The organism is Candidatus Parakkermansia intestinigallinarum (genome assembly GCF_944389695.1).
Lineage (GTDB): Bacteria > Verrucomicrobiota > Verrucomicrobiia > Verrucomicrobiales > Akkermansiaceae > Akkermansia > Akkermansia intestinigallinarum.
The window spans coordinates 37268-64087 of sequence record NZ_CALXNG010000013.1; the positions used below are offsets into that span (position 1 = coordinate 37268).

26 protein-coding genes and 1 tRNA gene are annotated in these 26820 nt (G+C 64.0%); 14 read left to right on the top strand and 13 right to left on the bottom strand.

What is annotated here, in order from left to right; translation table 11 throughout:
- Nucleotides 1-59: 59 nt before the first annotated feature.
- The 7 genes from AC6UAL_RS05265 to AC6UAL_RS05295 all read right to left on the bottom strand — a co-directional run bounded on the left by AC6UAL_RS05265 (nucleotide 60) and on the right by AC6UAL_RS05295 (nucleotide 6699).
- Nucleotides 60-1439, bottom strand: a complete 1380-nt coding sequence (locus AC6UAL_RS05265; protein WP_500682321.1) for a tetratricopeptide repeat protein — start codon at nucleotides 1437-1439, stop codon at nucleotides 60-62.
- A gap of 40 nt (nucleotides 1440-1479) precedes the next feature.
- Nucleotides 1480-2454, bottom strand: coding sequence for a tryptophan--tRNA ligase (trpS, locus tag AC6UAL_RS05270; protein ID WP_500682322.1), 975 nt, complete (start codon nucleotides 2452-2454; stop codon nucleotides 1480-1482).
- Nucleotides 2455-2511: 57 nt separating this feature from the next.
- The gene (locus AC6UAL_RS05275; RefSeq protein WP_500682323.1) at nucleotides 2512-3078 is read right to left on the bottom strand and encodes a thioredoxin family protein; all 567 of its coding nucleotides are present in this window, start codon (nucleotides 3076-3078) and stop codon (nucleotides 2512-2514) included.
- A 55-nt stretch (nucleotides 3079-3133) separates the two neighbouring features.
- Nucleotides 3134-3433 (bottom strand): HU family DNA-binding protein, encoded by a 300-nt coding sequence (locus tag AC6UAL_RS05280; RefSeq protein ID WP_500682324.1) that lies wholly within the window; start codon nucleotides 3431-3433, stop codon nucleotides 3134-3136.
- Between the two features lie 76 nt (nucleotides 3434-3509).
- A complete protein-coding gene (locus AC6UAL_RS05285; protein ID WP_500682325.1) occupies nucleotides 3510-4307 on the bottom strand; it encodes a zinc metallopeptidase in 798 nt (265 codons plus the stop codon).
- Between the two features lie 143 nt (nucleotides 4308-4450).
- Nucleotides 4451-5524: a tRNA epoxyqueuosine(34) reductase QueG gene (gene queG / locus AC6UAL_RS05290; RefSeq protein ID WP_500682326.1), complete on the bottom strand. Its 1074-nt coding sequence runs from the start codon at nucleotides 5522-5524 to the stop codon at nucleotides 4451-4453.
- Nucleotides 5525-5595: 71 nt separating this feature from the next.
- Entirely contained in the window at nucleotides 5596-6699 is a 1104-nt protein-coding gene (locus AC6UAL_RS05295; protein ID WP_500682327.1) for a tetratricopeptide repeat protein, read from the bottom strand.
- A gap of 112 nt (nucleotides 6700-6811) precedes the next feature.
- Here AC6UAL_RS05295 and AC6UAL_RS05300 point away from each other — a divergent pair, with 112 nt between their 5' ends.
- The 8 genes from AC6UAL_RS05300 (at nucleotide 6812) to AC6UAL_RS05335 (ending at nucleotide 14637) form a co-directional block, all read left to right on the top strand.
- Nucleotides 6812-7288 carry an Lrp/AsnC family transcriptional regulator gene (locus AC6UAL_RS05300; RefSeq protein ID WP_500682328.1) on the top strand — a complete coding sequence of 159 codons (477 nt, stop codon included), beginning with the start codon at nucleotides 6812-6814 and terminating at the stop codon, nucleotides 7286-7288.
- A gap of 3 nt (nucleotides 7289-7291) precedes the next feature.
- Nucleotides 7292-8464, top strand: a complete 1173-nt coding sequence (locus tag AC6UAL_RS05305; RefSeq protein ID WP_500682329.1) for an aminotransferase class I/II-fold pyridoxal phosphate-dependent enzyme — start codon at nucleotides 7292-7294, stop codon at nucleotides 8462-8464.
- Between the two features lie 42 nt (nucleotides 8465-8506).
- Nucleotides 8507-9226, top strand: coding sequence for a CAAX prenyl protease-related protein (locus tag AC6UAL_RS05310; RefSeq protein ID WP_500682330.1), 720 nt, complete (start codon nucleotides 8507-8509; stop codon nucleotides 9224-9226).
- A 94-nt stretch (nucleotides 9227-9320) separates the two neighbouring features.
- A complete protein-coding gene (locus tag AC6UAL_RS05315) occupies nucleotides 9321-10202 on the top strand; it encodes a nucleotidyltransferase family protein (RefSeq protein ID WP_500682331.1) in 882 nt (293 codons plus the stop codon).
- Between the two features lie 417 nt (nucleotides 10203-10619).
- Nucleotides 10620-12185 (top strand): acyl-CoA carboxylase subunit beta, encoded by a 1566-nt coding sequence (locus tag AC6UAL_RS05320; RefSeq protein ID WP_500682332.1) that lies wholly within the window; start codon nucleotides 10620-10622, stop codon nucleotides 12183-12185.
- A 15-nt stretch (nucleotides 12186-12200) separates the two neighbouring features.
- Nucleotides 12201-12674 carry an OadG family protein gene (locus tag AC6UAL_RS05325; protein WP_500682333.1) on the top strand — a complete coding sequence of 158 codons (474 nt, stop codon included), beginning with the start codon at nucleotides 12201-12203 and terminating at the stop codon, nucleotides 12672-12674.
- A 75-nt stretch (nucleotides 12675-12749) separates the two neighbouring features.
- The gene (locus tag AC6UAL_RS05330) at nucleotides 12750-13160 is read left to right on the top strand and encodes a biotin/lipoyl-containing protein (protein WP_500682334.1); all 411 of its coding nucleotides are present in this window, start codon (nucleotides 12750-12752) and stop codon (nucleotides 13158-13160) included.
- A 64-nt stretch (nucleotides 13161-13224) separates the two neighbouring features.
- The gene (locus AC6UAL_RS05335; RefSeq protein WP_500682335.1) at nucleotides 13225-14637 is read left to right on the top strand and encodes a sodium ion-translocating decarboxylase subunit beta; all 1413 of its coding nucleotides are present in this window, start codon (nucleotides 13225-13227) and stop codon (nucleotides 14635-14637) included.
- 297 nt (nucleotides 14638-14934) lie between these two features.
- Here the strand turns inward: AC6UAL_RS05335 and AC6UAL_RS05340 are convergent, their stop codons facing one another.
- Nucleotides 14935-15879, bottom strand: coding sequence for a prephenate dehydrogenase (locus AC6UAL_RS05340; RefSeq protein WP_500682336.1), 945 nt, complete (start codon nucleotides 15877-15879; stop codon nucleotides 14935-14937).
- 14 nt (nucleotides 15880-15893) lie between these two features.
- Nucleotides 15894-16481: a hypothetical protein gene (locus tag AC6UAL_RS05345; protein WP_500682337.1), complete on the bottom strand. Its 588-nt coding sequence runs from the start codon at nucleotides 16479-16481 to the stop codon at nucleotides 15894-15896.
- A 119-nt stretch (nucleotides 16482-16600) separates the two neighbouring features.
- Here AC6UAL_RS05345 and ispG point away from each other — a divergent pair, with 119 nt between their 5' ends.
- The 3 genes from ispG to AC6UAL_RS05360 are packed head-to-tail and all read left to right on the top strand — an operon-like array spanning nucleotide 16601 to nucleotide 20917.
- A complete protein-coding gene (gene ispG / locus AC6UAL_RS05350) occupies nucleotides 16601-18340 on the top strand; it encodes a (E)-4-hydroxy-3-methylbut-2-enyl-diphosphate synthase (RefSeq protein ID WP_500682338.1) in 1740 nt (579 codons plus the stop codon).
- A 31-nt stretch (nucleotides 18341-18371) separates the two neighbouring features.
- Nucleotides 18372-19355, top strand: a complete 984-nt coding sequence (locus tag AC6UAL_RS05355) for a glycosyltransferase family 10 domain-containing protein (RefSeq protein ID WP_500682339.1) — start codon at nucleotides 18372-18374, stop codon at nucleotides 19353-19355.
- Nucleotides 19356-19366: 11 nt separating this feature from the next.
- The gene (locus AC6UAL_RS05360) at nucleotides 19367-20917 is read left to right on the top strand and encodes an excinuclease ABC subunit UvrC (RefSeq protein WP_500682340.1); all 1551 of its coding nucleotides are present in this window, start codon (nucleotides 19367-19369) and stop codon (nucleotides 20915-20917) included.
- 73 nt (nucleotides 20918-20990) lie between these two features.
- Here AC6UAL_RS05360 and rnhC read toward each other — a convergent pair whose 3' ends face one another.
- On the bottom strand, nucleotides 20991-21914 hold the full coding sequence (gene rnhC, locus AC6UAL_RS05365) for a ribonuclease HIII (RefSeq protein WP_500682341.1): 924 nt from the start codon (nucleotides 21912-21914) through the stop codon (nucleotides 20991-20993).
- 166 nt (nucleotides 21915-22080) lie between these two features.
- On the opposite strand from rnhC, the gene AC6UAL_RS05370 reads away from it, so the two are divergent.
- Both AC6UAL_RS05370 and AC6UAL_RS05375 read left to right on the top strand, forming a co-directional pair.
- Nucleotides 22081-22386 carry an HU family DNA-binding protein gene (locus tag AC6UAL_RS05370; protein ID WP_500682342.1) on the top strand — a complete coding sequence of 102 codons (306 nt, stop codon included), beginning with the start codon at nucleotides 22081-22083 and terminating at the stop codon, nucleotides 22384-22386.
- Nucleotides 22387-22593: 207 nt separating this feature from the next.
- A tRNA-Lys gene (locus AC6UAL_RS05375) sits at nucleotides 22594-22666 on the top strand.
- A 124-nt stretch (nucleotides 22667-22790) separates the two neighbouring features.
- Here AC6UAL_RS05375 and dusB read toward each other — a convergent pair.
- From dusB to AC6UAL_RS05390, 3 genes are all read right to left on the bottom strand, one after another.
- The gene (gene dusB / locus AC6UAL_RS05380; protein ID WP_500682343.1) at nucleotides 22791-23789 is read right to left on the bottom strand and encodes a tRNA dihydrouridine synthase DusB; all 999 of its coding nucleotides are present in this window, start codon (nucleotides 23787-23789) and stop codon (nucleotides 22791-22793) included.
- An 87-nt stretch (nucleotides 23790-23876) separates the two neighbouring features.
- Nucleotides 23877-24941, bottom strand: coding sequence for an aminomethyl transferase family protein (locus AC6UAL_RS05385; protein WP_500682344.1), 1065 nt, complete (start codon nucleotides 24939-24941; stop codon nucleotides 23877-23879).
- A 157-nt stretch (nucleotides 24942-25098) separates the two neighbouring features.
- Nucleotides 25099-25902, bottom strand: a complete 804-nt coding sequence (locus AC6UAL_RS05390) for a hypothetical protein (RefSeq protein ID WP_500682345.1) — start codon at nucleotides 25900-25902, stop codon at nucleotides 25099-25101.
- A 207-nt stretch (nucleotides 25903-26109) separates the two neighbouring features.
- On the opposite strand from AC6UAL_RS05390, the gene rpsP reads away from it, so the two are divergent.
- Nucleotides 26110-26355 (top strand): 30S ribosomal protein S16, encoded by a 246-nt coding sequence (rpsP, locus tag AC6UAL_RS05395; RefSeq protein ID WP_500682346.1) that lies wholly within the window; start codon nucleotides 26110-26112, stop codon nucleotides 26353-26355.
- Nucleotides 26356-26820 lie beyond the last annotated feature (465 nt).

Sequence of the window (26820 nt, forward strand, 5' to 3'; positions counted from 1 at the left end):
GTGATGAAACGGATGTCGTGCTGGAGCCGGAGGAGTGAGAGACGTGTACCCGGCCGGGTTTACTCACAGTCCTTGAGCAGTTGAGCGGCGTCGTAGTCGCCCAGCGCAGCGAGTTCTTCGAGCAGCAGGCGGGCCAGTTCGACGTCCTTGCGCGTGCCGTAGCCGTAGCGCAGCATGACGGCGTAGTTGAAGCGGGTCGATACCGATGCGACTTCATCGGCGTCAATCGCGACCTGCTCGGCCAAGCGTTTGCCGCTCGCTTCATCGAGCTTCAGCGCCGCGCAGGCCGCGCCGTACTCTTCCCCGTAGCGCACCATCGCGAGCGCGTAGCCGCCGCCGGCTGCCTTGTAGAGCAGACGTGCGGCTTCGTTTTTGTCTTGCGCGACGCCCTTGCCCTGTTCGTAGCAGAGGGCCAGCGCATAACAGGCGCGCAGATCGCCCGCATCGGCCAGTTTGCGGAGATTGGAGGCGGCGACGTCTGCCTGATTGTCGGCGCGCAGGTGGTTGAGCGAGAGCAGCAGAACGCGCTCTTCGGGCGCGAGATCCGCGTCCTCGGGCAGTTGGTCGACCAAGGGCTTCGACGGGGTCGGCTGCGGGCTGCTGCCCGGGGTGCCCGCCGCTGCCCCGCCGCTGCCCTTGCCCGAGTCGGCGCCGGGCGCCGGAGCCTTGCCGTTGCCGGCATCGGCGATGGCTGTATCAGGCGGGGGCGTGCTGCCCTCGCTGCCCTCGCTTCCCGCGCTTCCCGAGGCGTCGCCGGGTTGCGGCGCGGGCTGCGGATCCGGCTTCGGCAGAAGACCGCGGTCGGCCAGAAAGCGCTTGCCCTCGGGGTAGGTGTCGAGATTCGGGATGCGTTTCCATTCGTCGGCACTGCCGCCCGTATTGTCCGCTCCCGTGTTGCCCAGCCCCGTTTTCTGATAGGGGGAGAGGCGGAAGGCCATCGAGTAACTCTTGCCGCGGTTGCGAACAACGCCCACGGTCAGCAGCGCAGTGTCGTTGATGGCGTAGGCGTGCATGGGGGCAAAGGCGCCGGGCTTCGCCTCGCGCCCCTCGCCCCACGCAGGCGTGTTGATGGGTTTGTCGTTCGAGACGCCGAAGTGAGAGCGCAGAGCCTTCTCCGTGAAGAGGTAGAAGGATTTGAGCAGGTCGTCGTAGCCCGAGGCGGGCATGGCCTGATCGCCGATGAAGAGCAGAGCCTCCAGCTTGCGGCTCTTGTTGTAGACAAAACTCATCGCCCACTTTTGTCCGGCGGGTTCCGCAGACAAGCGGTATTCGCCCTTTTTTTCAGCCTCCGTCAGTTCCGGACAACTTCGGGCTGCCTTGGTTGCATCTCGCTTGCTGCTGTTGGCTTCAATATTGCCGAGCAGCCCGGCAGAGCTTTGCAGCGCACCGAAGATGAAGGCGGCGCTGAGGGAGGCGGTGATGAAAGGGACGTGACTCATGGTGGGCGGAGAAGGTTGGTTCGGAGGGCGAGAGCCGGCATCAGTACCAGATGAGACCGACGGCCTCGCGCACGCGGGTGAGGGTGGCGGCCGCTTCCTGCCGTGCGCGTTCGGCACCGTGGCGCAGGACGTCTTCGACGTATTCCGGGTGCGCCAGAATGTGCTCGCGCTTCTCGCGGGCGCTGCGGAAGTACTCCCAGTAGGCCTCGAAGAGATCCTTCTTGAACTGCCCGTAGCCCACGCCGCCGGCATGGTGGGCGTCGACCATGGCTTGGTACTGCTCGGGCGAGGCGAAGAGCTTGTAGAGCGCGAGGATGATCGAGCCTTCGGTCGGCTTCGGGTCTTCGAGCGGCGTGGCGTCCGTCACCACCTTCTTGTTGATGAGCTTGCGGACGGCTTTCTCATCGCCGAAGATGGGCAGCGTGTTGCCGTAGCTCTTGCTCATCTTCTGCCCGTCGAGGCCCGGCACCACGGCTGTCACCTCGTTGATGATGGGTTCGGGGAGTTTGAAGAGGTCGGCCCCGAAGGCGTCGTTCATCTTGCCGGCGAGGTCGCGGGTTACTTCAAGGTGCTGCTTCTGGTCTTTGCCCACGGGGACGGCGTCGGCGTTGTAGAGCAGAATGTCGGCCGCCATCAGGGCCGGGTAGGCAAAGAGAGCGTGGGTGGCCGCAAAGCCTTTGGCCATCTTCTCTTTGTAGGAGTGGCAGCGCTCGAGTAGCCCCATGGGGCAGACCGTTGAGAGAATCCAAGCCAGTTCGTTGACTTCCGGGACGGCCGATTGGGCGAAAAAGACGGATTTTTCGGGGTCGAGGCCGCAGGCAAGGAAGTCCGTCGCCAGTCCCTTCGTGTTCTCGCGGAGCTTGGCGGCGCTTTCCATGGTCGTCATGGCGTGATAGTTGGCGATGAAGTAAAAGCCTTCTCCCCTGTTTTGGAGGCGAACGGCGGGTTCAATGGCGCCGAAGTAGTTGCCGATGTGGAGTTGACCGCTGGGTTGCAAACCTGTCAGGAATCTCATGATGAATGCTGATATGTGTGTGGGTTGGAAGGGGGAGGGAAGGGGCGCCGCGTCGGTTCAGGTCGAGGGTGCTTCGCCCGCATTCTCGGTGCTGAAAACCTTGCGCAGGTAGCGCCGCACGCTTTCGGTGGAGTAGGCGCCGCGGAAGGTGCGGAGCTTGACGCCTTCGGTGTAGAGCACGGTGGTGGGAACGGCCGAGATGTTGTAGCGATGCGCCAGCTCGGAATACTCGTCGGCGTTGACCTCGACGACCTGGATGCTGCCGTGCTGCGACTCGGCGAGCTCTTGAAGGGCGCGGCGCATGTTGGCCGAATGAGGGCACCACGGAGCCGTGAACACCAGCAGAAGCTTGCGGCCCGAAACTCCCGTGAGCTGACGGATATCTTCGCCTTTGTACTCGCTGTAGAGCTCAAATTTGGTGGCGCCTGTGCCGGCGAGCGGGTCGCCGGCACCCGGTCGGATGAAGGTGCTGAGCTCTTCGCGGTGCGGGGCGGGGGCCGGCTTGGTCGAGGTGGTGAAGCGAGCCGCGCGGGCACGGTCTTCATCCTTCGACGAATCGTCGCAACCTGCTGCCGTCAGCAGGAGCGGCAGGACGAGTAGCGCAAACCGTGACCGAAAGCTCATGGGCTTATTATGCCGCATCTTCGCGCATGTGTGAAGCCCATTCTGAGACACGGGCTTAATTTTCATCGCCGCGAGGGCTGCGCCGCTGCCGGCGGCTCGAAGGTGAGAAGCAGAGGACGCGCCGCTGCGGCAGGCGGACTTCGTCGGCTCTGCCCGGCAAAAGCAGCCGCCGCGCGGCTCGTGTTTTGATGCGAAAACTGCCGAAGCCCGAGAGGTGAACCTCGCCGTCTTGCCGCAGCCCGTCCGTGAGTGCGCGCAGCACGGCTTGCAGAGCCAGGACGGCGGCACCCGTTGTGGCCGTGCCGCCCAGGCGACTTCGCACGGCTTCGAGGAGTTGTCGGCTTCGGTTGCTCACGGATGGCGGAACCCGCAAGGGGTGGTGAAAACAACAAGGCGGCCCTCCGGCCGGAGCGCCGCCCGGGCAAGCTGCGTCACTCGTTGTTGCGCCCGCCGCTCTGCCTCAGAATGATGAGGGCGTAGTAGACCAGCATGGCGATGGATGACAGGGCTGCGGCGACGTAGGTCATCGCCGCCCAGCGCAGCGCCGTTGAGGCTTGGCCGTGCATGGCCTGATCGGCGAGGCCGGACGAGCGCAGCCAGCGCAGCGCACGCATCGAAGCGTCGAACTCCACCGGCAGCGTCACGAGGGTGAAGAGCGTCGTCGTGCCGAAGAGGGCAAGGCCGATCCACGCGACGGTCGGGTTGTGGCTTACGCCCACCATGATCAACCCGATGATGAGCACAATCTGGCCGAGATGCGAGCCGATGTTGACCATGGGAACCAGCGTCGAGCGCAGCGTCAGCCAGGAGTATGCCGTGGCGTGTTGGACGGCGTGCCCGCACTCGTGAGCCGCCACGGCCATGGCGGCCACCGTCGCCTGATTGTAGACGCTTTCGCTGAGGTTGACGGTCTTGTCGGCGGGGTTGTAGTGGTCGGTGAGCTGCCCGGAGGTGCTGATGACGCGCACGTCGTCGATGCCGTTTTCGGCAAGCATGCGCCGCGCAACCTCGGCTCCCGTCATGGGCGCGCGCTCCGATGAGAAGCGCCTCATGTGCTGCATCATGCGCTGCTGAACGATAAAGCCGATGAGCCCTGCGCCGAGAATCAGGATGAGACCGAGAAGATTCATGCCGCCCAGAGCGTAGCCGTAGCCCGGGACGCCGATAAAGTTGCTGCTCTCAGAGACGTGGTGTGAGTACTGAGCGAGAATCGCGGAGAAAACTTCCATACGCGCGCAGTCTAGCACGGCGCTGTGCCCGAATCAATGCGGATGTGCGTCGCGCGAGGCGCTTTTCGCGTCATGCAGCAGGCTTCGCGTCCTGCCGTCGGCTCCTCCGCTGCGCCGCGCCCGGCGGCCTGATGCCTGCGGGCTCAGCGCTGCCCCAGATTGGCTCTCCAGTGTTGCGGGCCGATGCGGCGAATCGACGAGCCGGCGAAGAGGGCGGCGAAAGCCTCGTCACTCAACTGCGCCAGCTCGTCGATGTCGGCTCGCCTCAGGGCAGCGGGCATCAGCAAGTGCGGATCCGTCGGCGGTGAGGCGTCGTGAGGGAGGGGGCGATTCCAGGGGCAGACCTCTTGGCAGATGTCGCAGCCGTAGAGGCGATCCGACTGCCGTGCCGCGATGTCGGCGGGCATGGGGGCCTTGGCCTCAATCGTCCAGTAGGAAAGGCAGCGTCTGGCATCGCAGAGCCCGCGGCTCAGCGCTCCTGTCGGGCAGGCCTCTTCACAGCGTCGGCACGAACCGCAGCGGTTTTTGGCGGGCGCATCGAGCGGCAGCTCAAGCGTGGTCAGGATGCAGGCCAGAAAGCAAAACGAGCCCCCGCGCTCCCGCAGCAGCAGACCGTGGCGCCCCAGCCAGCCCAACCCGGCCTGCCGGGCGAAAAAACGCTCGGACACCGGCCCCGAATCCGTGAAACAGCGCTGCTGCCCGCCGTAAAAACTCAGCGTCTCATCGAGATCCGCCAGCTTCGGTGCCAGCAGCTTGTGGTAATCGTCCCCCTGAGCGTAGCGCGCGATGCGACCGAGGCTTCGGGCGTCGTGCCGCGCGTATTCATACGTCAGCATCACGACGCGACGCACCCCCGGCAGCACGAGATCGGGGTTGAGGCGGGCATCGAGGTGGCGCTCCATCCACGCCATATCGGCGTGGCAGCCCTCCTGCAGCCAGCGCTTCAGCCCGTCGCCCTGAGGCGCATGCGCGTCGGCGACACCGACGGCGGAAAAACCGAGCTGCGCGGCAGCCGTTCGCAGCGCGCCGAGAGCCGCCTGCGGCTCAAAACTTCGGGCGCTTCGGGCAGGCGGGTTCAACGAGCAAGCGGACTCGGCGCCGTTCGCTGCGCCGTCGCACCCGGCCTCAGAACAGTAGTCTGCAGCGGCGTCCTCCGCTCGGTCGGCGGGCGAGGACTCGGCGCAGAGAGGAGAGTTGGGCTGGCGGCGGGACGACATGGCCGAGGGGTGGGGAAGCGTCAGGGGAAGCAGGGACGCAGGAGACGCGGAGACGCGGAGACGCAGGGATATCAGGGCGCGGGGTTGAGGTGACTGTTGTCGAAATCGCGAAGGCGGCGGATGATCTTGTCCTTCCCGCTCTCGTCAAGGGGTAGGGCATGCACGAAGCGCTGCAAGCTGTGGTTGAGGCGCTGCGCGAAACTCGTCTCATGCGTGCCGCCCTTGAGCCGCGTCCGGAACTCGAGCCTCTGCAGATTGGCCGAGGCCTCTCGGTTGCCCAGCGAAGCCGACTTGCGGTAGAGCTTGAGCGCCAGCTTGTAGTTGCGACGCGTCTGCGGCGTGCCGCGCTCGTAGAGAGCCCCGAGGTTGTTGATGGCGTTGGGATCGTTGTACTTTGCCCCCAAGCGGTAAAAGCGCACGGCCTCAGCCGGCTGAGCACTCTTCATCCCGAGCCCTTGAGCGTACATGAAGCCCAAGTAGTAATAGAGATTCGGCGTATCGGGAGCCTTGCCGTGCACCAGCAGCAGGTTGCGCAAGGCCTCCTGAGGCGCCGGATCGCAGCCCGTGCCGCGCATCTGGTAGAGCGCCAGCTCGACGCGAGCGCGAGCTGCACCGAGATCGGCCGCCTTCTTCATGCAGAGGTAGGCTTCGCGCGGCTGCTTCTTCCCCGCAAACCCGCGTTCGCAGTATCGGGCGAGGCGAAAAAGCGCGAGGCACTGCAAATCGCGGTGCACCGCATCGCGTGCAGCCAGCTCGTCATTCTCGGCAATGGACTTGGCCAGTTCAAAAGCCGCCTTCGGGTCGGCATTCAAGCCCTTGTGTTTGCCCTCGTAGACATCGAGAAGCTTGACGGCGGCCGGCGCGTAGTCGTGCTCCGTCCACGCCCGCCGGAGCATGTCGGGCACGCCCGAAACATCGCTGTACGACTCGTGGTCGAGGTAGTAGCAGGCCGTCTCACAGAGGTCGCGCCCCTTCGCCTGCTCGGGCGTCAGCGGTGCCTCCGCCGCCGTGGCGGAGATCGCATCCGACGCCGCCCTCGGCAAATCGCCGGCCCGCCCGCTTCCCGACTCTCCCCGCATCTGCGCCGACGGCTCGGGCGGCTCAAGCGCAATGATGAGAGCCGGCAGCGACAGCAGAGCGACGATCGTCACGAGAATCTTGTTCTGGGGAGACATCCGCATCGTCTGCGGTTTTAACATGCGGCGGGCTCTTTGTCCATCATTTTCCCTGTCTGATGGCGATCTGGAGGCTTGACACACCGTTCCGCTGTGGTAACATCGCAGGCGCATGATACAGGAATCCCTTCTGAAATTATTGGAGTCGGACGCCCGCCTGAGCGACCAGCAGATCGCAGACCGCCTTGGTGTGAGCGTCTCTGACGTCGCCGCCGCGCGAGCCGCTCTCGAGCAGGAGGGTCGCATCGTGGGCTATCAGGTGATCGTCAACGACGACGAGGACGGCGTCTCCGCCTTCATCGAAGTGCGCTGCACCCCCGAGCGAGGCGGCGGCTTTAACCACCTGGCCAAGCGAATCGCCCGCTTTGACGAAGTCAAGACCTGTTACCTCATCTCGGGCGGTTTTGACCTGCTGGTGCTCGTCGAAGCCGCCAACCTGATGGATGTGGCGCGCTTCGTCAGTGAAAAACTCTCCAGCCTTGAGGGCGTCCTCTCCACCGCGACGCACTTCCGCCTCAAGACCTACAAACTCAACGGCCTGCTCTTCGAGGAGGAAACCCCGCACGAACGCCTCATCGTCGCCCCCTGAGCCATGGATTGGAATCATACGCTCTCTCGCCAGATTGTGGACCTGCCCCGTTCGGGCATCCGCGAGTTCTTCGACCTAGTCACCGGCAGCAAAGACATCATTTCGCTGGGCGTCGGCGAGCCGGACTTCGTCACCCCTTGGAATATCCGCGAAGCGGCCATCTTCTCGCTGGAGAAGGGGCACACCACCTACACGAGCAACCTCGGCCTCGAATCGCTGCGCTGCGCCATCGCCGACTACGTGGAGGATTTCTTCAGCGTCAGCTACGACCCCGCCTGTGAGATTCTGCCCACGGTCGGCGTCAGCGAGGCAATCGACTTGGCTCTGCGCTGCCTGCTCAACCCCGGCGACGAAGTCCTCTACCATGAGCCGGCCTACGTGAGCTACGCGCCCACCGTTCTCATGGCCTACGGCAAAGCCGTGCCGGTCGAAACCAACATCGACGACCTCTTCGCCCTCAATCCCGCGAAGCTCGAGGCCGCCATCACGCCCCGCACCAAGGTGCTGATGCTCAACTTCCCGACCAACCCGACCGGCTCGGTCGCGCCGCTCGAGACCCTCAAGGCCATTGCCGACATCTGCATCCGCCACGACCTCGTGGTGCTCACGGACGAGATTTACTCCGAGCTGCGCTACGACGGCGAAAAACACGTCAGCATCGCCAGCCTGCCCGGCATGAAAGAGCGCACCCTGCTCCTGCACGGCTTCTCCAAAGCCTTCGCCATGACCGGCTTCCGCTTGGGCTATGCCTGCGGCCCCGCCGAGCTCATCGAGATGATGTGCAAGGTGCACTCCTACACCATGATCTGCCCGTCCATCACCTCGCAGGAGGCCGGCATCGAGGCCCTGCGCAACGGCCGTGAAGCCATGCTGGAGATGCGGGACAGCTACCGCATGCGCCGCGATTACATCGTCAAGCGCTTCAACGACATGGGGATGGACTGCCACCTGCCCGGCGGCGCCTTCTACACCTTCCCGAGCGTCAAACGCTTCAACCTCAGCTCCAAAGAGTTTGCGGTTCGCCTGCTCCGCGACGCCCGCGTGGCGGCCGTTCCCGGAACGGCCTTCGGCTCCTGCGGCGAAGGATACCTGCGCTGCTGCTACGCCACCGGCTTTAATCTCTTGGAGAAGGCCTGCGACAAGATGGCGCGCTTCTGCGAGAGCCTCAAGTCCTGAGGCGCCGCACATTCGGCGCTGTTCCCCTCCCTGCGCGAAGACATGGACAAAGCCGCACCGCCGCAGAGCGACGCCGCGCTCTATCGCTGCTGCGTGCTGCCCTTTGTCCTCTTCATCGCCTTCAACCTCCTGCTCTTCGTGCTGGAGGGGACTGTCGCCTGGGATCACCCCGATGCTCCTTGGTGGCGCCGCGCCCCCGAAATGTGGCTCTACCCCTTGCAGACACTCGTCTGCGCGGGCTACCTCCGGCGCGTGCGCCGCGGCATCCCCCTCGACGGCAGCCTCGGCAGCTGCCTGCTCGGCGTCCTCTGCGGCGTCGTCGGCATAGGCATCTGGCTCATCCCCTACCTCGCTGGCTGGGTGCCGAACGAAGGGGGCTTTGAGCCCGAGCGCGTCTTCGGAGACTCATCCGCGGCCGTGCCCGTCGAATACGCGCTGCGCTTCATGCGCGCCGCCCTCGTCGTCCCCTTCGTCGAAGAGCTCTTCTGGCGCGGCTTCCTCATGCGCTGGTGCGTCAACCGCGACTTCCCGCAAGACGTCCCCCTCGGCACGCACAGCCCCCTTGCCTACATCGTGACCACGCTGGGCTTCATGCTCGTGCACGTCACGGCCGACTACCCCGCCGCCTTCATCTACGGCAGCATCGCCTACTGGCTCGTCGTGCGCACCAAACGCCTCATGCCCGTCGTGCTCATGCACGCCGTCGCCAACCTCATCATGGGCATCGTCGCCGTCGCTTGGCCCATGCCGGCTCTTTGGTGACATCTTTGGTGACACCCTCCCTTCGCCCTCCCTTGCCCGAGACTCGCAGCTCCGGCACTTGACCGCGGGCGGCCGACGCGCTACAATGCCGCCCATGCAAGCCTTCATCCTCGGCGCCGGCATGGGCACGCGACTCGCGCCGCTCACGCACATCCTGCCCAAGCCTCTGATGCCCGTTTTTCAGAAGCCGCTCATTCAGCACACGATGGATCACTACATCCGCTGCGGCGTCAAGGACTTCATCGTCAACATCTCAGCCCTCCCCATCATGTGGGAGAGAGCCTTCCCCGAGCCGACCTACCGAGGCTGCCGCGTCCGCTTCAGCGAAGAAGCCGCCCCCCTCGACTCCGGCGGCGGCCTCAAGCGCATCATGCCCCTCATCTCGCATGACGAGCCGCTCATCATGCACAACGGCGACATCCTCACCGACATCCCCGTCGCGGAACTCCTCGCCGCCCATCGTCGCAGCGGCGCCCTCGTCACCCTCGCCCTGCGGAGCATCGACGGCAAGCGCAACGTCGGCTATGATCCCGCCACCGGCCTCATCACCGACATGCGCCACGCCCTCGGCATCAACCCCGGCACCCACCAGTATGCCGGCGTCTGCGTCACGGACCCCTCCATCGCCGAACTTTTCCCCGAAGCCGACCTCTTCTCCATCGTTCCCATCTGGTTGGAGCTCATCAAGCGCAAACAACTCGCAGGCGCCGTCTTCGACTGGGCCAACTGGCATGAAGTCGGCAACCCGCAGAGCTACCTCGACACCGTCCTGAGCCTCAACTCGCGCGAGCGCATCCACCCCGCCGCCCGCATCGCTCCCGGCGCCGAGCTGGGCGAAGATTGCAGCGTCGGCTGCGACGCCGTCATCCCCGACGGCTGCGTGCTGGACGATTGCATCGTCTGGCCCCGCACCCACGTTGCCCCCGGGCACTACAAGCGCTGCATCCTCACCCCCCGCATCACCGTGCAAGCCTGAACGGCCGTCGACGAGCCGCCTCCGACGAGCCGCCTCTGCGGCAGCGCCGCCCCGTCGCCGAAGCTCATCCCGCCGCGCGAAGAGGCTCCCCGTTGCCCGAAACACATCCCCTTTCGGGAAGTCCGGCCTCGCCTTCGCCTGCGCAGCTCGCCTCCGCTGACCCGCATGCGGCCAAGTGAAACAAAAATCACGGTATGACGGTCGAATTTGCTTCACTTAGCCGTAGGAGCGTGGTACAATGCCGCTGCGTAGAGTGGGGCAAGCCCACCTCTGCGACAGATCATCGGCGTCGCGTCCGACCGCCATCCGATCGGCATCAAAGCAAGCGGATAAAGCGGGCGGAGAGGCGAGCGGCCGCAGGGAGCCCCCTGCGAACGTCTCGCAGCTGCGGCGCAGGACAACCCGTCTGACAATCTTATGGCTATAGATCCCAAATTGCTTGAAGAACTCGAAGCTCGTCGCCGCAAGATCATCCTCTCCGGCGGCGAGGAGAAAATTGCCAAGCGCCATGAAAAAGGCGACTGGACGGCGCGCGAGCGCGTTGACGCACTCTTTGATGGCGGCTCCTTCACGGAGATCGGCATGCACACCCGCCACCACTGCAACAACTTCGGCATGCAGAACAAGAACATCCCCGGCGAGGGTATCGTCTCGGGTTTCGGCCTCGTCGACGGTCGTCCCGTCGCGGCCGTCTCCGCCGACTTCATGGCGCAAGGCGGCTCTCTGGGCTACATGCACGCCATGAAAATCTGTGATGCCCAGCGCTACGCCCTCAAGGCCGGTATGCCCGTCATCCAGATGAACGACTCGGGCGGTGCCCGCCTGCAGGAAGGCGTCGAAGCTCTCTCCGGCTTTGCCAACGTGTTCTACAACAACGTAGCCGCTTCGGGCGTCGTGCCCCAGATCTCGCTCATCCTCGGCCCCTGCGCCGGCGGCGCGGCCTACTCGCCCGCTCTCACCGACTTCATCATCATCCGCGAGGGCGGTGCGGCCGGCATGTACATCACCGGCCCGAAAGTCATCGAGCAAGTCACCTACGAAAAGTGCACCATGGATGAAATCGGCGGTGCTGCCGTCCACTCCTCCGTTTCCGGCAACGCCCACTTCGTCGCCAAGAGCGATGCCGAGGCCATCGAGATCGCCAAGAAGATCCTCTCTTACCTGCCGAGCAACAACACGCAGGAGCCCCCGCACGACCTCAGCTGCCCGCTCAACATCGCCGATGATGAGGGCATGAATGACATCATTCCCGAGAGCAACAGCACGCCGATGGACATGATGCAGGTCATCAACCACCTCGTGGACGAGGACTCCTTCCTCGAGGTTCAGGCCAACTTCGCCGGCAACGTCATCGTCGGCTTCGCCCGCATCTGCGGCGTCGTCGTCGGCATCATTGCCAACCAGCCCGCCGTCAAGGCCGGCTGCCTCGACATCGACGCTTCCGACAAAGCCGCGCGCTTCATCCGTTGCTGCGACTGCTTCAACGTGCCCGTGGTGAACCTCGTCGACGTTCCCGGCTTCCTGCCCGGCAAGCAGCAGGAGCGCGGCGGCATCATTCGCCACGGCGCCAAAATGATCTTCGCCTACTCTTCGGCCACCGTGCCCAAGATCACCCTCATCACCCGCAAAGCCTACGGCGGCGCCTACATCGCCATGTGCAGCAAAGACCTCGGCGCCGATGCCGTCTTTGCCTGGCCCTGCGCTGAAATCGCCGTGATGGGTGCACAGGGTGCCGTGCCCATTCTCTACGGGCGCGAGCTCAAAGCTATCGAAGACCCCGCCGAGCGTGCCGCCCGCGAGAAAGAGCTGCTCGACGAATACATCAACACCTTCTACAACCCCTACGCCGCCGCTGCCTCCGACCAGCTCACCGAGATCATCGACCCGAAGCAGACCCGCGCCCGCATCGCTCTGACGCTGCGCACCCTGCTGGGCAAACGCGAAACTCGCCCGGCCAAGAAGCACGGCAACATGCCCCTCTAACTTACTCCATCCCATATGATCGCAACCGCACACACCCTTGCCGCTCTCGAGATAGGCGACCTGATGTATCAGATCACAGGTATGCTTGTGGTGTTCTGCTGCCTCGGCTTCCTGAGTATCCTTCTGTCGATCTCCGGAGCCGTGGCCCAGCGTCTGGATGCCAAGCGCAAGGAGAAGGAGCAAGCCGCCAAGGCGAAGCTGGCAGCCGCCCGCCCCGCCGCAGCGCCTGCTCCCGCTCCTGCGCCTGCGCCGGCGGCTGCTCCTGCACCCGGTGAACTCAGCCCCGTGCAGGTCGCAGCGCTGGCTGCCGGCATTTTCGACGCCGCCCGCAGCAGCATCACACCCGAGATCGTTGCCGCCATTGCCGCCGCCGTCAAAGTCACCGTCGGCACCGAGGCTCGCATCCTCGAGATCAAACCCGTGAACCCGAGCTACGCGCAGAACGGCCGGGCCACCATCATGAGCTCTCACTTCCCCGTGCGTCGATGATGCTCATTTAACCTCCCCTCTCCGCACGATACCCCTACACAAACTCTTAACACACAATCTACAATCCACAACATCATGAAACAGCTCCGCATTACCGTCGCCGGCCAGACCTTTGACGTCACCGTTGAAACCCTCAGCAGCTCCGCCGCTGCCCCCGCCCCTGCAGCCCCCGCTCCCGTTGCGCCGGCTCCCGTCGCGGCACCCGCCCCCGCTGCTGCCCCCGCCCCCGCCCCTGCGGCTCCCGCTCCGGCTGCAGCTCCCGCTCCTGCCGGCGGCAAGCCCGTCCCGAGCCCGCTGAGCGGCAAAGTCGTCTCTCTGGACGTCAACCCGGGTGCGGCCGTCAAAGACGGCGACCAGATCCTCACCCTCGAAGCCATGAAGATGAACACCATCATCCCCGCCCCCTGCGACGGCACCCTCGTTTCCTTCGCCGTGGCTCCCGGTGATACCGTGGCTGAAGGTCAGGTTCTCGCCTACATCGGTTGATACCGGCCCGTCGGCCCCGCCGCCGTAACGGGCGGGGAGATCAGAAATCACTTCATCAAAAACTATGCTGCAAGAACTCTTAACCTCCTTCGGCGAATTCCTCTCAGGCATCGGCCTTTTCCAGATGACCTGGCAGATGTACGTCATGTGGGGTGTTGTGCTGGTCATGCTCTACTTGGGTGTGGCCAAGCAGTTTGAGCCGCTCCTGATGGTGCCGATTGCCTTCGGCGCCCTCATCGCGAACATCCCTGACAACGGCATGGTCATCACCCAGGCCAACAAGCAGGTCGTCGCCATTCAGGACGGCAAAGTCACCGAACAGACCATACGCGACGTCGGTTACCTGACCGTCAAGCTCGCCAAAATGGAAGGCAAGGCCGCCGAAGCCCCTGCGGGCGTGACCGATGAGGTCAAGGCCGAATACGAGGCCAAGATGGCCGAGCCCATGGTGGCCGGCCAAGCCTTCAAAGCTGACGGCAAGACGCCTCAAAAGGGCATGCTCGACATCAAGGGCCAGAAGCCCGAGGAGTACGCCATCGTCGGCCTGCACGGCGGTCTCTTTGACTGGATCGGCCTCGGCATCCGCGCCGAGCTCTTCCCCCCGCTCATCTTCTTGGGAGTGGGTGCGCTGACGGACTTCGGGCCGCTGCTGGCCTCGCCGAAGGCGCTGCTGCTCGGCGCCGCGGCTCAGGGCGGCGTGGCCTTCACCTTCTTGGCGGCCTTGCTCTTCGGCTTCACCCGCGGGCAGGCATCGGCCATCGGCATCATCGGCGGCGCGGACGGCCCCACCTCGATCTTCCTCGCCAGTAAACTGGCGCCGGAACTTCTGGGCGCCATCGCCGTGGCCGCCTACTCCTACATGGCCCTCGTGCCGATGATTCAGCCTCCCTTCATGAAGCTCTGCACGACGAAGGCCCAGCGCAAGATCAGGATGAAATCGCTGCGTCAGGTCTCCAAAGGCGAGAAGCTCTTCTTCTGCTTCTCCGTGACCATCGTCACCATCCTGCTCTGCCCCGATGCGGCACCGCTGCTCGGCATGCTCATGTTCGGCAACTTCCTGCGTGAGTGCAAAGTCACCGAGCGCCTTGTCTCCTGCGCGCAGAATGAGCTGATGAACATCACGACCATTTTGCTGGGTGTCTCCGTCGGCCTCACCATGCAGGGCTCGCGCTTCCTCGAGGTTCAGACCCTGCTGATCATCATCCTCGGCGTGGTCGCCTTCGCCGTGGCGACGATTTGCGGCCTGCTGGCGGCTCAGATCATGAACCTCATCCCCGGCTGGCGCAAGAACCCCATCAACCCGCTCATCGGTTCGGCCGGTGTCTCCGCTGTCCCGATGGCCGCCCGCGTCTCGCACAACGTCGGCCAGCAGGATGACCGCAGCAACTTCCTGCTCATGCACGCCATGGGGCCGAACGTTGCCGGCGTGATCGGCACGGCAGTGATTGCCGGTTACTACATCACCACCCTCAACTGAGGCTCCGCGTGAGCTAACCCAAGCGCAAGCTCTATAAACAGGCGCCCGGCCGAACATCGGCCGGGCGCCTCATGTTATTCGGAGCAGGCCAGGCCGCTCGTGGCCGTCGGCATCAAGCTCAGCTCGCGAGCCGTCGGCTCGTTCGCAGCGAGGCGGCACGCCGCAGCAGGGCGCGCGTCGCGCGGGCGCCGGAGCACTTGGCCGGAACATCAAGAGAGCGCCCGCTAGGGGCGCCCTCACACAAAACAACACATGAAAACCGCCGCGGGCCTTGAAACAAAGACCCGTTGAAAAGCCTCACCCGGCTGCAGGCGGCTTTTGATCGGGAGGGCAGGGGGGTGCCGCCGCAGACTCGTCCGCTGCCGCCGCGCCGCGAATCACCTCGCGAGCCTCCTTCGCCTTATCGAGCCAAAGCCGCAGACCCTCCTTATCCTGGTTCTCCAGCAGAGCCATCAGCGCCTTGAGATCCTCCATCGTATCCGCGAGCGAGCGGCGGATCGCCACATCATTCTCCCAGAGAATATCGGCCCACATCGTCGGCGGCCCCGAGCACACCCGCGTCGTGTCGCGGAACCCCGACGCCGCCAGCCGCTGCATATCCTTCAGCGGCACATCGCTCAAGTACGCATGCCGGGCGCAAAGCCCCGCGAGAATATGAGGCGTGTGCGAAATACGCGCCACCGTCTCGTCATGCGTCGCCGCCGCCATCTCGTAAGTCGCACAGCCCAGCGCCTGCCAGAAAGCCTCCAGCCGACGCAGCCTGTCGAGCGGCGCCGCATGCTCATTCGTCACCACCACCGTCGCCCCCCGAAGCAGATCGGCGCGGGCATGCTCGAGCCCCTGAGTCTCGGCGCCCGCCATCGGGTGAGACCCGATAAAACAGCGCCCGCGCTCCGTGAGAAACTGCCCCGTCGTTCGGTGCACGTAAGCCTTCACCGACCCGACATCCGTCACCACCGCCTCGGGAGAAATCGCCGAGAGAATATGCCGCGCCAGATCCTCAAACACCCCGATAGGCGTAGCCAGAATCACCAGATCCGCTCCCTTGGCCGCAGCCACGGGATCCGAAAAGGTATGCTCCGTAATCCCCATGCGGCGCGCCAACTCCAGCGGCTGCTCGCGCCTCGCCCAGAGACGCAACTCACAGCCCGGCATCAGCTCGGAGACCGCAAGAGCAATCGAACCGCCCAGCAGCCCCGGACCGTAGATCGTCACACAGCGAAAAACAGGCAAATCAGCCATGGCAAACAGCGTTGTCAGGGAACTAGGAAATACTTATCCTGACCTTTAATCTTGAGACGCTTGCCGCTCGGCCAGCGCTTGCCGTTCTTATCGAGAATTTGGATCGTGCGGCTCGGATTATACGGGTTGTAAACACGCGTGGGATCCCCCGGCACCTCCTTGGCCACCGGAGTATCACCCGAAGGCTTAGCCGCAGACTTGGAAGGCGGCGTATCAGGCAACAGCGAAGGCTTCTTCGGCTCGGGCTTCGGATCAGCCTTGGGCTTGGTCGGCGTCTGAACCTTGGGCTCCGCGGGCTTCACCGTCGCATGCCCGGGCTGCGTGATATGCGATGAAGGCTTGCCCGCCGGCTTGGCATCGTGCCGTGGCGGCGGTGCCGGCACAGCCGTTGGCTTGGTCGCAGCGCCCGGCAGCGGCATCTGCGCGGAGCCCGGCGTCGCGGCGGGCGTCGCGGCGGGCGTTGCAAGCGGCGGAGTCGTCAGTTTGGGCGGGCGGCCCTTATACGGCTTATCGGGAACATCCTGCGTGAAATACACACAGGAACTCAAGACACCCACCAGCGTGAGTGAAAGAAGTCGGGCAGAGGTTGAAACGTGATTCATGCTAGAGAGATTAAATTTCACTTCCAATTTAGAGCCAGATACGGCATAAGTCAACAGCAAAACGCGTCAGAGACGGATTCGTGCTTGAAATCCGCCCCCGACGGGGGTAAAGTCACGCTATGCCGAAGCTGCATTGCCCGAGCCTGTACAGTTACAACCGACGTTTGAGCCGCGAAGTCATGATCGGCGACCTGCCCCTTGGCGCCGACCACCCCATCCGCATCCAATCCATGCTCACCAGCGACACCCTCGACACGGAGGGATGCGTCAAAGAAGCCTTGGCGCTGGCCGAAGCCGGCTGTGAAATCATCCGCCTGACCGCGCAGACCAAAACCTACGCCGCCAACCTAGAAAACATCGCCCGGGAACTCCGCGCCGCCGGCTGCCGCGTCCCCCTCGTCGCCGACATCCACTTCAAACCCGACGCCGCCATGGAAGCCGCGAAATGGGTTGAAAAAATCCGCATCAACCCCGGCAACTTCATCGACAAAAAGAAATTCGTCGAGCGCGACTACACCGACGCCGAGTACGAAGAAGAACTCGAACGCGTGCGCCTGGCCTTCACCCCGCTCGTCCTCTTCTGCAAAGAACACGGCCGCGCCATGCGCATCGGCGCCAACCACGGCTCACTCTCCGATCGCATCCTCAACCGCTACGGCGACACCCCGGAAGGCATGGTCGAGAGCGCCCTCGAATTCGCCCGCGTCGCCCGCGACCTCGGCTACCACCGGCTCGTCTTCTCGATGAAATCATCGAACGTCAAAGTCATGATCCAGGCCTACCGCCTGCTCATCAAACGGCTCGACGAAGCCGGAGACGACTGGAACTACCCCATCCACCTCGGCGTCACCGAAGCCGGCGAAGGCGAAGACGCCCGCATCAAGAGCGCCATCGGCATCGGCTCCCTGCTTGCCGACGGCATCGGCGACACCCTGCGCGTCTCACTCACCGAAGACGCCGTCCATGAAATCGCCCCCGGCTACGAACTCGCCGCCCCCTACCAGCCCGGCGCCCTTGCCGGGCAGCCCGTCGCCGAACCCGCCGAAGCACCCTTCGACCCCTTCAGCTACCGCAAACGCAAATCAGAGCTCATCCGGCGCGGCGGCGTCAGCCTCGGCTACAACGAACCCGTGCGCGTCATCCTGCCGCAGAGCGGCATCGCCGCCCTCGACCCGGCGAACATGAAAGAACTCATGCCCGAAATCAGCCTCGAAGACGCCGCCCCCCTTGCCGTCGACCCCCGAGACAGCCAAGCCATCGCCGCCCTCGCCGAAGCCCCGGCCACCCTCGTCACCGTCGCCGACGGCGTCGACATGCCCATCCCGCAAGCCTTCCGCCTGCTCGCCGCCCTGATTCCGTCGCGCCACAGCATCATGCTCAAAGACAGCCTCGGCCTGCCGCAGAGCCTCTCGGCACCCATGGCCGGCGGCGTCAACATCGGCTCACTGCTCTGCGACGGCATCGGCAACGCCGTCCTCGTGCGCTGCGAACCCGACCCCGAGAAAGCCGTCCGACTCGCCTACAACATCCTGCAAGCCGCCGGCGTGCGCCTCACCAAAACCGAATACGTCTCCTGCCCCTCCTGCGGGCGCACCCACTACAACATCCAAGAAGCCGCCGCCCGCATCCGCGCCGCCACCTCGCACCTCAAAGGCGTCAAAATCGCCATCATGGGCTGCATCGTCAACGGGCCGGGAGAAATGAGCGACGCCGACTTCGGCTACGTCGGCGGCGCCCCGAACAAAATCAACCTCTACGTCGGCCACAAACCCGTCGAAATCAACATCCCGCAAGACGAAGCCGTCGACCGCCTCGTCAAACTCATCAAAGAACACGGACGCTGGGTAGACCCGAGCTGACCACCCGCCCCACCGCCGCCGAAGCCCCGACATGCGCATCAAAATCCTGACCCCCTGGAGCCTCCCCCAGTTCAACGGCCGCTTCTTCCCCTCGCCCATGGAGTGGGACGGCGCCGAATTCGTCTGCGACCCCGACTGCCGCGAATACGACTGGCTCGTCGTCTACGACGAAGTCCCGCGCAGCAAACGCGTCGAAGAACTGGCCTGCCCCGCCTCGCACACCATCCTCGTCACCCAGGAGCCCGACAGCATCAAAATCTACCCCCCCTGCTACACCCGCCAGTTCAACTACGTCATCACCACGCACGATCCGCAAGTCCTCCGTCACCCCGGCTACCGCCGAGGCGCCGGCGCCATCGTCTGGCTCAACGGCCGCAGCCCGCTGGAAAACCGAGCCTGCCGAGATTACCCCAAGAGCAAAACCCTCTCCTGCATCTTCTCGACCAAGCGCATGACGCACACCCTGCACAGCAAGCGCATGGACTTCATCGAATACATCGAAGCGCACGAACCCTCCCTCGAGCGCTTCGGGCGAGGCATCCGCGAAATTCGCAACAAATACGACGCTCTGGACACCTACCGCTACCACATCGCCATCGAGAACCAATGCCGGCCGTACCACTGGACGGAAAAACTCCCCGACTCCATCCTCAGCCTCTGCCTCACCTTCTACGCCGGAGACCCGAAAATCGGCTGCGTCCTGCCGCCCGAAAGCTTCATCCCCGTCCCCATCGACGACCCGCCCGCCGCCTTGGCCATCATCCAAGAAGCCATCGCCGACAACGCATATGAAAAAAGACTTCCGGCCATCCGCGAAGCCCGGCGCCTGCTCTGCGAACGCTACAACCTCTGGAACCGGATTCTGGACGTCGTCGCCGAGCACGAGAACAAGCAACTCCCCGAAACCTCCGGCCGCACCCGCATCTACGACCGCCACTACCTGCGCCGCAACCCCGTCCACCTCATCAGTGAAGGCCTCGAACTGGCGCGCGTGCGCTGGCTGATGGGCCGCTGAGCCCCGCGAGCATGGACAAAACGGAACTCAAGGCCAAGTGGCGGCAAACCCCGCACTGCCCCGGCGTCTACCTCATGAAAGGCGAAGGCGGCGGCATCATCTACGTCGGCAAAGCCAAAGACCTCCACCGCCGCCTCGCCAACTACTTCTCACCCTCGCGCGCCACACTCGACAACAGCAAAACGCGCGCCCTCATCGCCGCCATTCGCGACTTCGACTATTACGAAGTCCGCAACGACCAAGAGTCCCTCATCCTCGAGCAAAAACTCATCAAAGAATACCGTCCGCACTACAACGTCCAGCTGCGCGACGACAAACGCTACCTGCTCCTGCGCGCCACCCGTCAGGAAACCCTGCCGCGCTTCACCCTCGTGCGACTGCGCAAAGACGACGGCGCCCGATACCTCGGCCCCTTCGTCCACGCCACCGCCCTCAAAGAAACCCTCGAGTGGCTCAACCACCGCTTTCGCCTCCGCACCTGCAACTGCCGGCAACCCGGTGAAGAACAATACCGCCACTGCCACGACGACGTCATCCGCCACTGCTCCGCCCCCTGCATCGGGCGCATCAGCCCGGAAGCCTACCGCGAGCAATTCGACGCAGCCCTCGGCCTGCTCGAGGGCAGGGGACGCAAAGAACACCTCGACGCCCTCACCGCCGAAATGACCGCCGCCGCCGACGCCCTCGACTTCGAAAAAGCCGCCCGCCTGCGCGACATCCGCGAAAACATCATCCGCACCCTCGAACCCGCCCGCCGCTTCGCCCGCCGCTCCTCCGACCTCCCCGGCACCGTCGACCCCGACCGCGACCTCGCCCGGCTCGCCGACGCCCTCGGCATGCCCCGCCCGCCCGCCATCATGGAGTGCTTCGACATCTCGAACCTCTCCGACAACCACATCGTCGCCTCCATGGTGCGCTTCACCAACGGGCGCCCCGACAACGCCGCCTACCGCCGCTACCGCATCCGCGGCGTCGACGGGCAGAACGACTTCGCCTCCATGCTCGAAGTCGTGCGGCGCCGCTATTCGCGCATCGTCAACGAAAGCAGCGCCCTCTACGAAAAACCCGCAGACATCGGCACCTACGCCTGGCTGCAACAACTCAGCGCCGAAGGCCGCGCTCCCATCAAAGTGCCCGACCTCGTCGTCGTCGACGGCGGCAAAGGCCAACTGAGCGTCGCCATTGACGTCCTGCGCGAAGTCGGCCTGCAAGACATGCCCGTCATCGGCCTGGCCAAGCGCGACGAAGAAGTCTACTTCCCCGACCGCAGCGACCCCCTCATCCTCGAGCGCGACTCCGGCGCCCTCAAACTCCTTCAGCGCCTGCGCGACGAAGCCCACCGCTTCGCCAACAACTACAACGAACTCCTCGTCCGCAAACGCGTCCGCGAAAGCCGCCTCGACGCCTTCCCCGGCATGACACCCCGCCGCAAAGAACTCCTGCTCACCCGCTACCGCAGCATCCCCGGCATCCGTTCACGCAGCCCCGAAGACATCGCCGAAATCCCCGGCATCAGCCTCGCTTGGGCACGCCGCTTCTGCGCCTGGCTGCAAGAACACTGAGCCCCTGCGCCCGCAAGAGCCGCGAAAGCCGCGAGAGCCTCAATCCCTGCCGCCGCCGAGTGCAGCAAGAGCCTCAATCTCCGCCGCCGCCCGTCACACGCGCCGTCACCTTAAAGTGCAACTTCGCCACCTCGTGCAAACGCTCGCGACCGTGCCGGGCCACGAACGCGCGAGCCGCCTTCACCACCTGCGGCGCACAGCCCAGCGGCAACTCACACTGAGCCGCCTCCGCCGTCCGGCGCATCCACTGCACGAAGCGGTCGCGCGCCAGAATAGACGCCGCCGCCACCGCCACATCATTCTCAGCCTTCGTACGCTGCTCGAGCTGCACCGGCAAATGCCGCTGCCCCAAAGCCCGCTTCAGCACCCATTCATTGGCAAACTGATCACTCAGCGCCCGGGGACAGGACGGCACCTTCTCGTGCAGAGCCGCGATCACCCGCGCGTGCCCCCAAGCCAGCAAACGATTCAGATTGCCGAACTCGGCGTAAAGCTCATTGTAGCGCTTCGGCCCCACGCACAGCACCTCGAAAGCCAGCCCCGGCAGCGCCTTAATGCGCTCGGCCAGCGCATGAATACGCCCGTCATCCGCAATCAACTTACTGTCGCGGCAGCCCATCCGCAACAAAGACGGCGCCGTGCGCTCATCCGAATAAACACCCGCAACCACCAGCGGGCCGAAATAATCCCCCTTGCCGCTCTCATCCACACCGAAATGCGGACTCGCATCGAGAAGCGCCTCGCGCTTCGCCTGAGAGCGCAGCACCCCCTCGCCCGGGTTCGTCAGCATCACAAACTCGAGAAACTCATCCGAGCCCGCCCCCTGAACCAGCAAGCGGCGACGCTTCGGAAAATACGCCACATTCACCCTCGGCCCCTCAAAGCAAAACCGGGCATACTCCCGCGTCGCACGGACATAGCCCGCGCGATTCGCGAGCTTGCGCTCCAGCGCCGCCGCATCCTCTGCCGAAAGCTCAATCGTGTACTGACTTGCCATCGCGCCACAGTTTCTCGCGAAAAACGCCCCGAGTCAACCTCAAAACAACATCCAATCCTGTTTTCGAGAGCTCAAAACATAAAAAAATGAGCATTCAAGCGTTTTTTTGCGGGACAAACCCGCCGAAATAGGGTATATTCCCCTCAGCTTCCATACATTTAAAACTATGGCCAATACGATAACGAAACGAGAACTGGTGAACAAGATTTGCGCTGAGACCCGCAATAACCTCACGCAGAACGATGTCCTCGACGTCATTCAGCGCGCGATTGAAATGATCACCGAAGCCTTGGGCAACGGTGACCGCGTCGTTCTCCGCAACTTTGGTACCTTCGTGGTAAAAGAGGTCAAAGCCAAGATCGGCCGCAACCCCAAGGATCCCGGCAAAGACGTTCCGATTCCCGCTCGCCGCGTGGTGAAGTTCAAGGTAGGCAAAAACCTTCGCGAAGCCGCTGCCAAAACGGAAGGTTGAAATCCTCACGGACCCGAAAGCAAGGTAGCGCACGCTGCGAAAGCCTGCCGATGCACGACGAAATGCCGACTCCTGCGAGCAAGCCTCGCCGGAGTCGAGTCGTCTTCAGACCCCGCCTTCGCCGCATAAAAAAGCAAAGCGAAAAGCAATTTGTGCTTGACAAGGCAGGAGGCATCCGATAAACTGTCGCCGCTGCCAGTCAGCCATGCGTGAATAGCTCAGTCGGTAGAGCAGTAGACTTTTAATCTATTGGTCCCGGGTTCGAGTCCCGGTTCACGTAGTGAAAGTCCCCATCGTCTAGGGGTTAGGACATATGATTCTCAGTCATAGAACCACGGTTCGAATCCGTGTGGGGATGTAACAAAAACCCGAGGCACAAGCCTCGGGTTTTTGCTTGGAAACCGTCAGAGAGCGGCGGGCGGCGGCGCATCCTCGCGCAGCGGCGCCAGCAGCTCCGCCAGCTCAGCATAACCCGCCACACGCGCCAGAGACGGGCGCAGCGGCTTCGTGCCCGGAATCCCCTTCGCGTACGCCAGAAGCCGCGCCCGCATCGCCCGCATCGTCTGCAACTCATCACCGTAGTGACCGCTCTCGATGGCCAAGCGAGCGTGTCGCAGCATAAAATCGAGCCGCTGCGTTGCCGAAGGCGGCGGCAGCACCTCCCCCGTGCGCAAATAATGCTTCGCGAGGCGAAAAACCCACGGAGCATTCATCGCCGCGCGGCCGATCATCACCCCGGCCACAGCCGTCCCCTCCCGCACCTCCTTCACCTGCTCGGGAGAAGCGAGATCGCCATTGCCGATCACCGGAATCGACACCCGGCGAGCGCACGCATCAATCAGCCCCCAATCCGCCTTGCCGCCGTACTGCTGCGAGCGCGTGCGGCCGTGAACCACCACCGCCTGCACCCCCGCATCCTCCAAGCGCGACACCGCCTCCAGCGCCACCACATGCTCGGCATCCCAGCCCGTGCGAATCTTCACCGTCACCGGACAATCCTCGCCCAACTCGCGCACCAGAGCCGCCGCCGCCCGCTGCAACAAAGGCAAATCCCGGAGCAGCGACGACCCGCCGTTCTTGCCCACCACCTTAGGAACCGGGCAACCCGCATTCAGATCCAGAAAATCGGGATGCGCGGCATCGACAATCCGCCGCGCCGCCGCAGCCAGATGCTCCGGATGCCCGCCGAACACCTGAATACCCAGAGGCCGATGAGCCTCCTCAAACTCAAAATAGCGGCGATTGCGCTCCCAAGCCTGCAAAACCCCCTCCGCAGAAACAAACTCCGTCACCATCACATCCGCCCCCTCCTCCTTGCAAAGCGAGCGGAAAATCGGATCCGTCACCCCTGCCATCGGTGCCAGATAAAGCGGAAAATCGCGCAGCCAAGGCATCTTCATCATGCCCGCATCCTACCACAGCCCCCTCGCGCATGCAAGCCTGAGCCGAGAGGAACCGCTCGCCGAACGAACCCGCGCGCCACTGCCGCCTCATTGAATCGACATATCCACCACGCGCACCGGAACTGCCTGCCCCCCGTGCAGCAAATGCAGCCGCGTACCCGGGGCGGAAAAAGCCGTCCTCAGCCTCGCCATCGCCATCCCGCGTCCCGTATGCGGCGGGCGGCAGCAACTCGTCACCTGCCCCACCACCTCCCCCGCGTCATTCAGCAGCCGATCCCCGGCCAACGGACTCAACCCCTTCTCCTCGCAGACCAGCACCGCCAGCCGATACACCGGCGGGTGCTCTCGCTCGCGCCGCAGCGCCGCAGCCCCTCGAAAATCCTTCTCCTCGCTGCACAAATAAGCGAGCCCCGCCTGCTGAGGCGTCATATGCCCCTGCAAATCACCGCGGATACTCGCGTGAGCCCGCTCCACCCTCAGACACTCCTGCGCCTCCAGCCCGCAAGGCTGCGCCCCCGCCGCCAGAAAAGCCTCATACCAGCGAATCCCCGACGAAGCCGGGCAAAACAACTCAAACCCGGGCTCCGCCACCACCCCCAGCCGCGACACCCTCAGCTCCTCATGATCATAAAACACACGGCGGAAAGCCCCCTCCTGAATCCAATCCACACCCCGCAGCACCCGCGCAAAAACCGCCTTGCTCGCCGGCCCGCAAATCCCGATTGCACTCAAATCCTCCGACTCATCTCGCAGCGCGAGCGCATCACCCGGGCAATGCCGCTGCAACCACGCAAAATCCTGCTCCGCCTGAGCCGCTTGCGACAGCAGAAAAAAGCGGCCGGCCGACTCGCGGCAAACCGTCAGGCGGTCCAGAATCATCCCCTGATCATTCAGCATCAGCGTCGCCACCCCCATCCCGTCCGCGCAGCAGCACAAACTGCGGCTCAGCAAAGCCTCCAGCCAATCCAAAGCCCCCGGCCCCGACACCGAGAACTTACCGAGATGAGACAAATCAAAAAGCGCCGCCGACGTGCGCGTCGCCAGATGCTCGTCGAGCAAACTCGTAAACCCCGCCGGCAAGCGCCAGCCCGACTCCTCCTTCATGCGGGCACCCAGGCGCACATGCACGGAATTGAGAGGTGACTCCTTCATACGTCCGCATCATGGCTCAGAACAAGCCCCCACTCAAGAAGTTAGCTCCACCCATTAGCCGACGGCACGCGCCGCCGCCTGCCCGGGCAGGGGCGGAGCTGCCCGCGAGCCCGAGCGCCCCTCAGCGGCCTTCCCGGGCGCGACCCACAGCCGCAGCTCAGCGATACGTCGCACAGCGGTTCAGCCACCCGGGCAACCAGCGAGACTCGCCGCGTCCGGCCGGTGCAAGCTGCACGCGGCGGCGCAGCACCTCGGCAGCCGCGCGGGAAAACTCCGCCGTGGCCTCGCGCCCCTGCGGATTGCCCCTCATCTTCTCAAGCACCTGCAACAAACCCCAGCCCTCACCTTGGTAGCGCTCCGACGCACGAACACCCTCGCCCTTGAAATTCACGTAATCCACCAAGCAATACATCCCCTGCGTCGTCGCCGCCAGCGCCAGATAGTGGGCACGCACCGCCTGCGGCCGGGAACTGGCCTGCATCATGCGCGGCAGAGCCTCACGCGAGCGCAGCACAATAAACGCCGTCTGCAAGCGCACATGCGCCGCCAGCCAGCGGCGCATCGCATCAGCACGCCCGCTGCGATCCGCGAGAAAAGCCTGCTTATCGGGCCAAGGCGCATCCCCGAGGAAAAACGACGGCACCTGCACCCCCCGACTCCGGGCAAAAGCAACAAAGCGCGGGAAACTCTCCTCAAAAGGAGCCTCCACCCCGGCCGGAAACCAGATAAAATGCCCGATACCCAGCGACGGAAAATCCTCCCCGGCATTCCAAGACACCAAGCCCTGCACCGACCCCGCGCACTCATTCTGCCAAATGCGCCGCCCCAACTCATCGAGATTCACCTGCGGAGAGATCGTCGGCGCCGAACCCGCGCGACGCCCCGCTGCGCCACCCTGTTGCGCCGACCCCGCGCAAGACACCAGCAAAACCGACAAACCGAGAACCAAAAGCCTTTTCATGCCCCTATTCTAGCATCCCCGTACGCCCTGTAAAGCCTGATGCGCGCCCCCCGAGGCTCAAGGAATAAGTCAAACGAAAAAACTGCGAAAAATTCTGTCTTTGTGCTTGACCTCGGTTATCAGCTGTGCTATCTTGGCGTCCCGACTTGCAGGTTCGTCTGACTGCTGACTGCTGCAAGTGGAACAACCAAATCATCAACTTTTATTATGGTAGCAATTCGTCTGAACCGTCAAGGGGCCAAGGATCGCCCTTACTACAAGATTGTCGTTGTTGACAGCCGTGATCGCCGCGATGGCGACTTCATCGAGCAGGTGGGTACCTACAACCCCATGGCCGAAGGCGTCAACTACACCATTGATCTGGAGAAAGTCGACAAGTGGGTCAAGAACGGCGCCCAGCCGTCCGAGACTGTCGCCTCCATCATCAAGAAGGCTCGTGCTGCCCAGGCCTGAGGCCTCTGACCATCTTTCCTTGGTTGTTTCTAGGCGCATCCCCCGAACGGGGGATGCGTTTCTTTTTGTCGGGAGAGAGCGCAGGCGCCGATAGGGCGGATGCCTGCCGCGCCGAAGCCCCGTCAGCCCGCTCGCTGAGCCTTGCCCTCCTCGACTTAGCCCTCGCCGAGCCTTGCACTCGCCCGTCTCGCCGGGCTTGCGCGGCAGGGCCGTCCGCCGCCCGTATCCCCCCTTCGCCCCGGATTAGGAGCAAAAGCAGGAGAGATGCGGGCAAAAAGTCAGCAAAAGACGAGCATTCGTGTGGCCGAAACGCCGCCGATGCGGAAAAGGGAGATAACAATATCTTGCTAAGCTGTTGATTTATCGGGCTCTTGCGGGGTGGTCTGAAAAATTTGCGAAAAATTCAGCCGAAAAAGCTTGACGTCGCGGCAACTCATCTGTATAATTCGCGGCACCCCGACACGG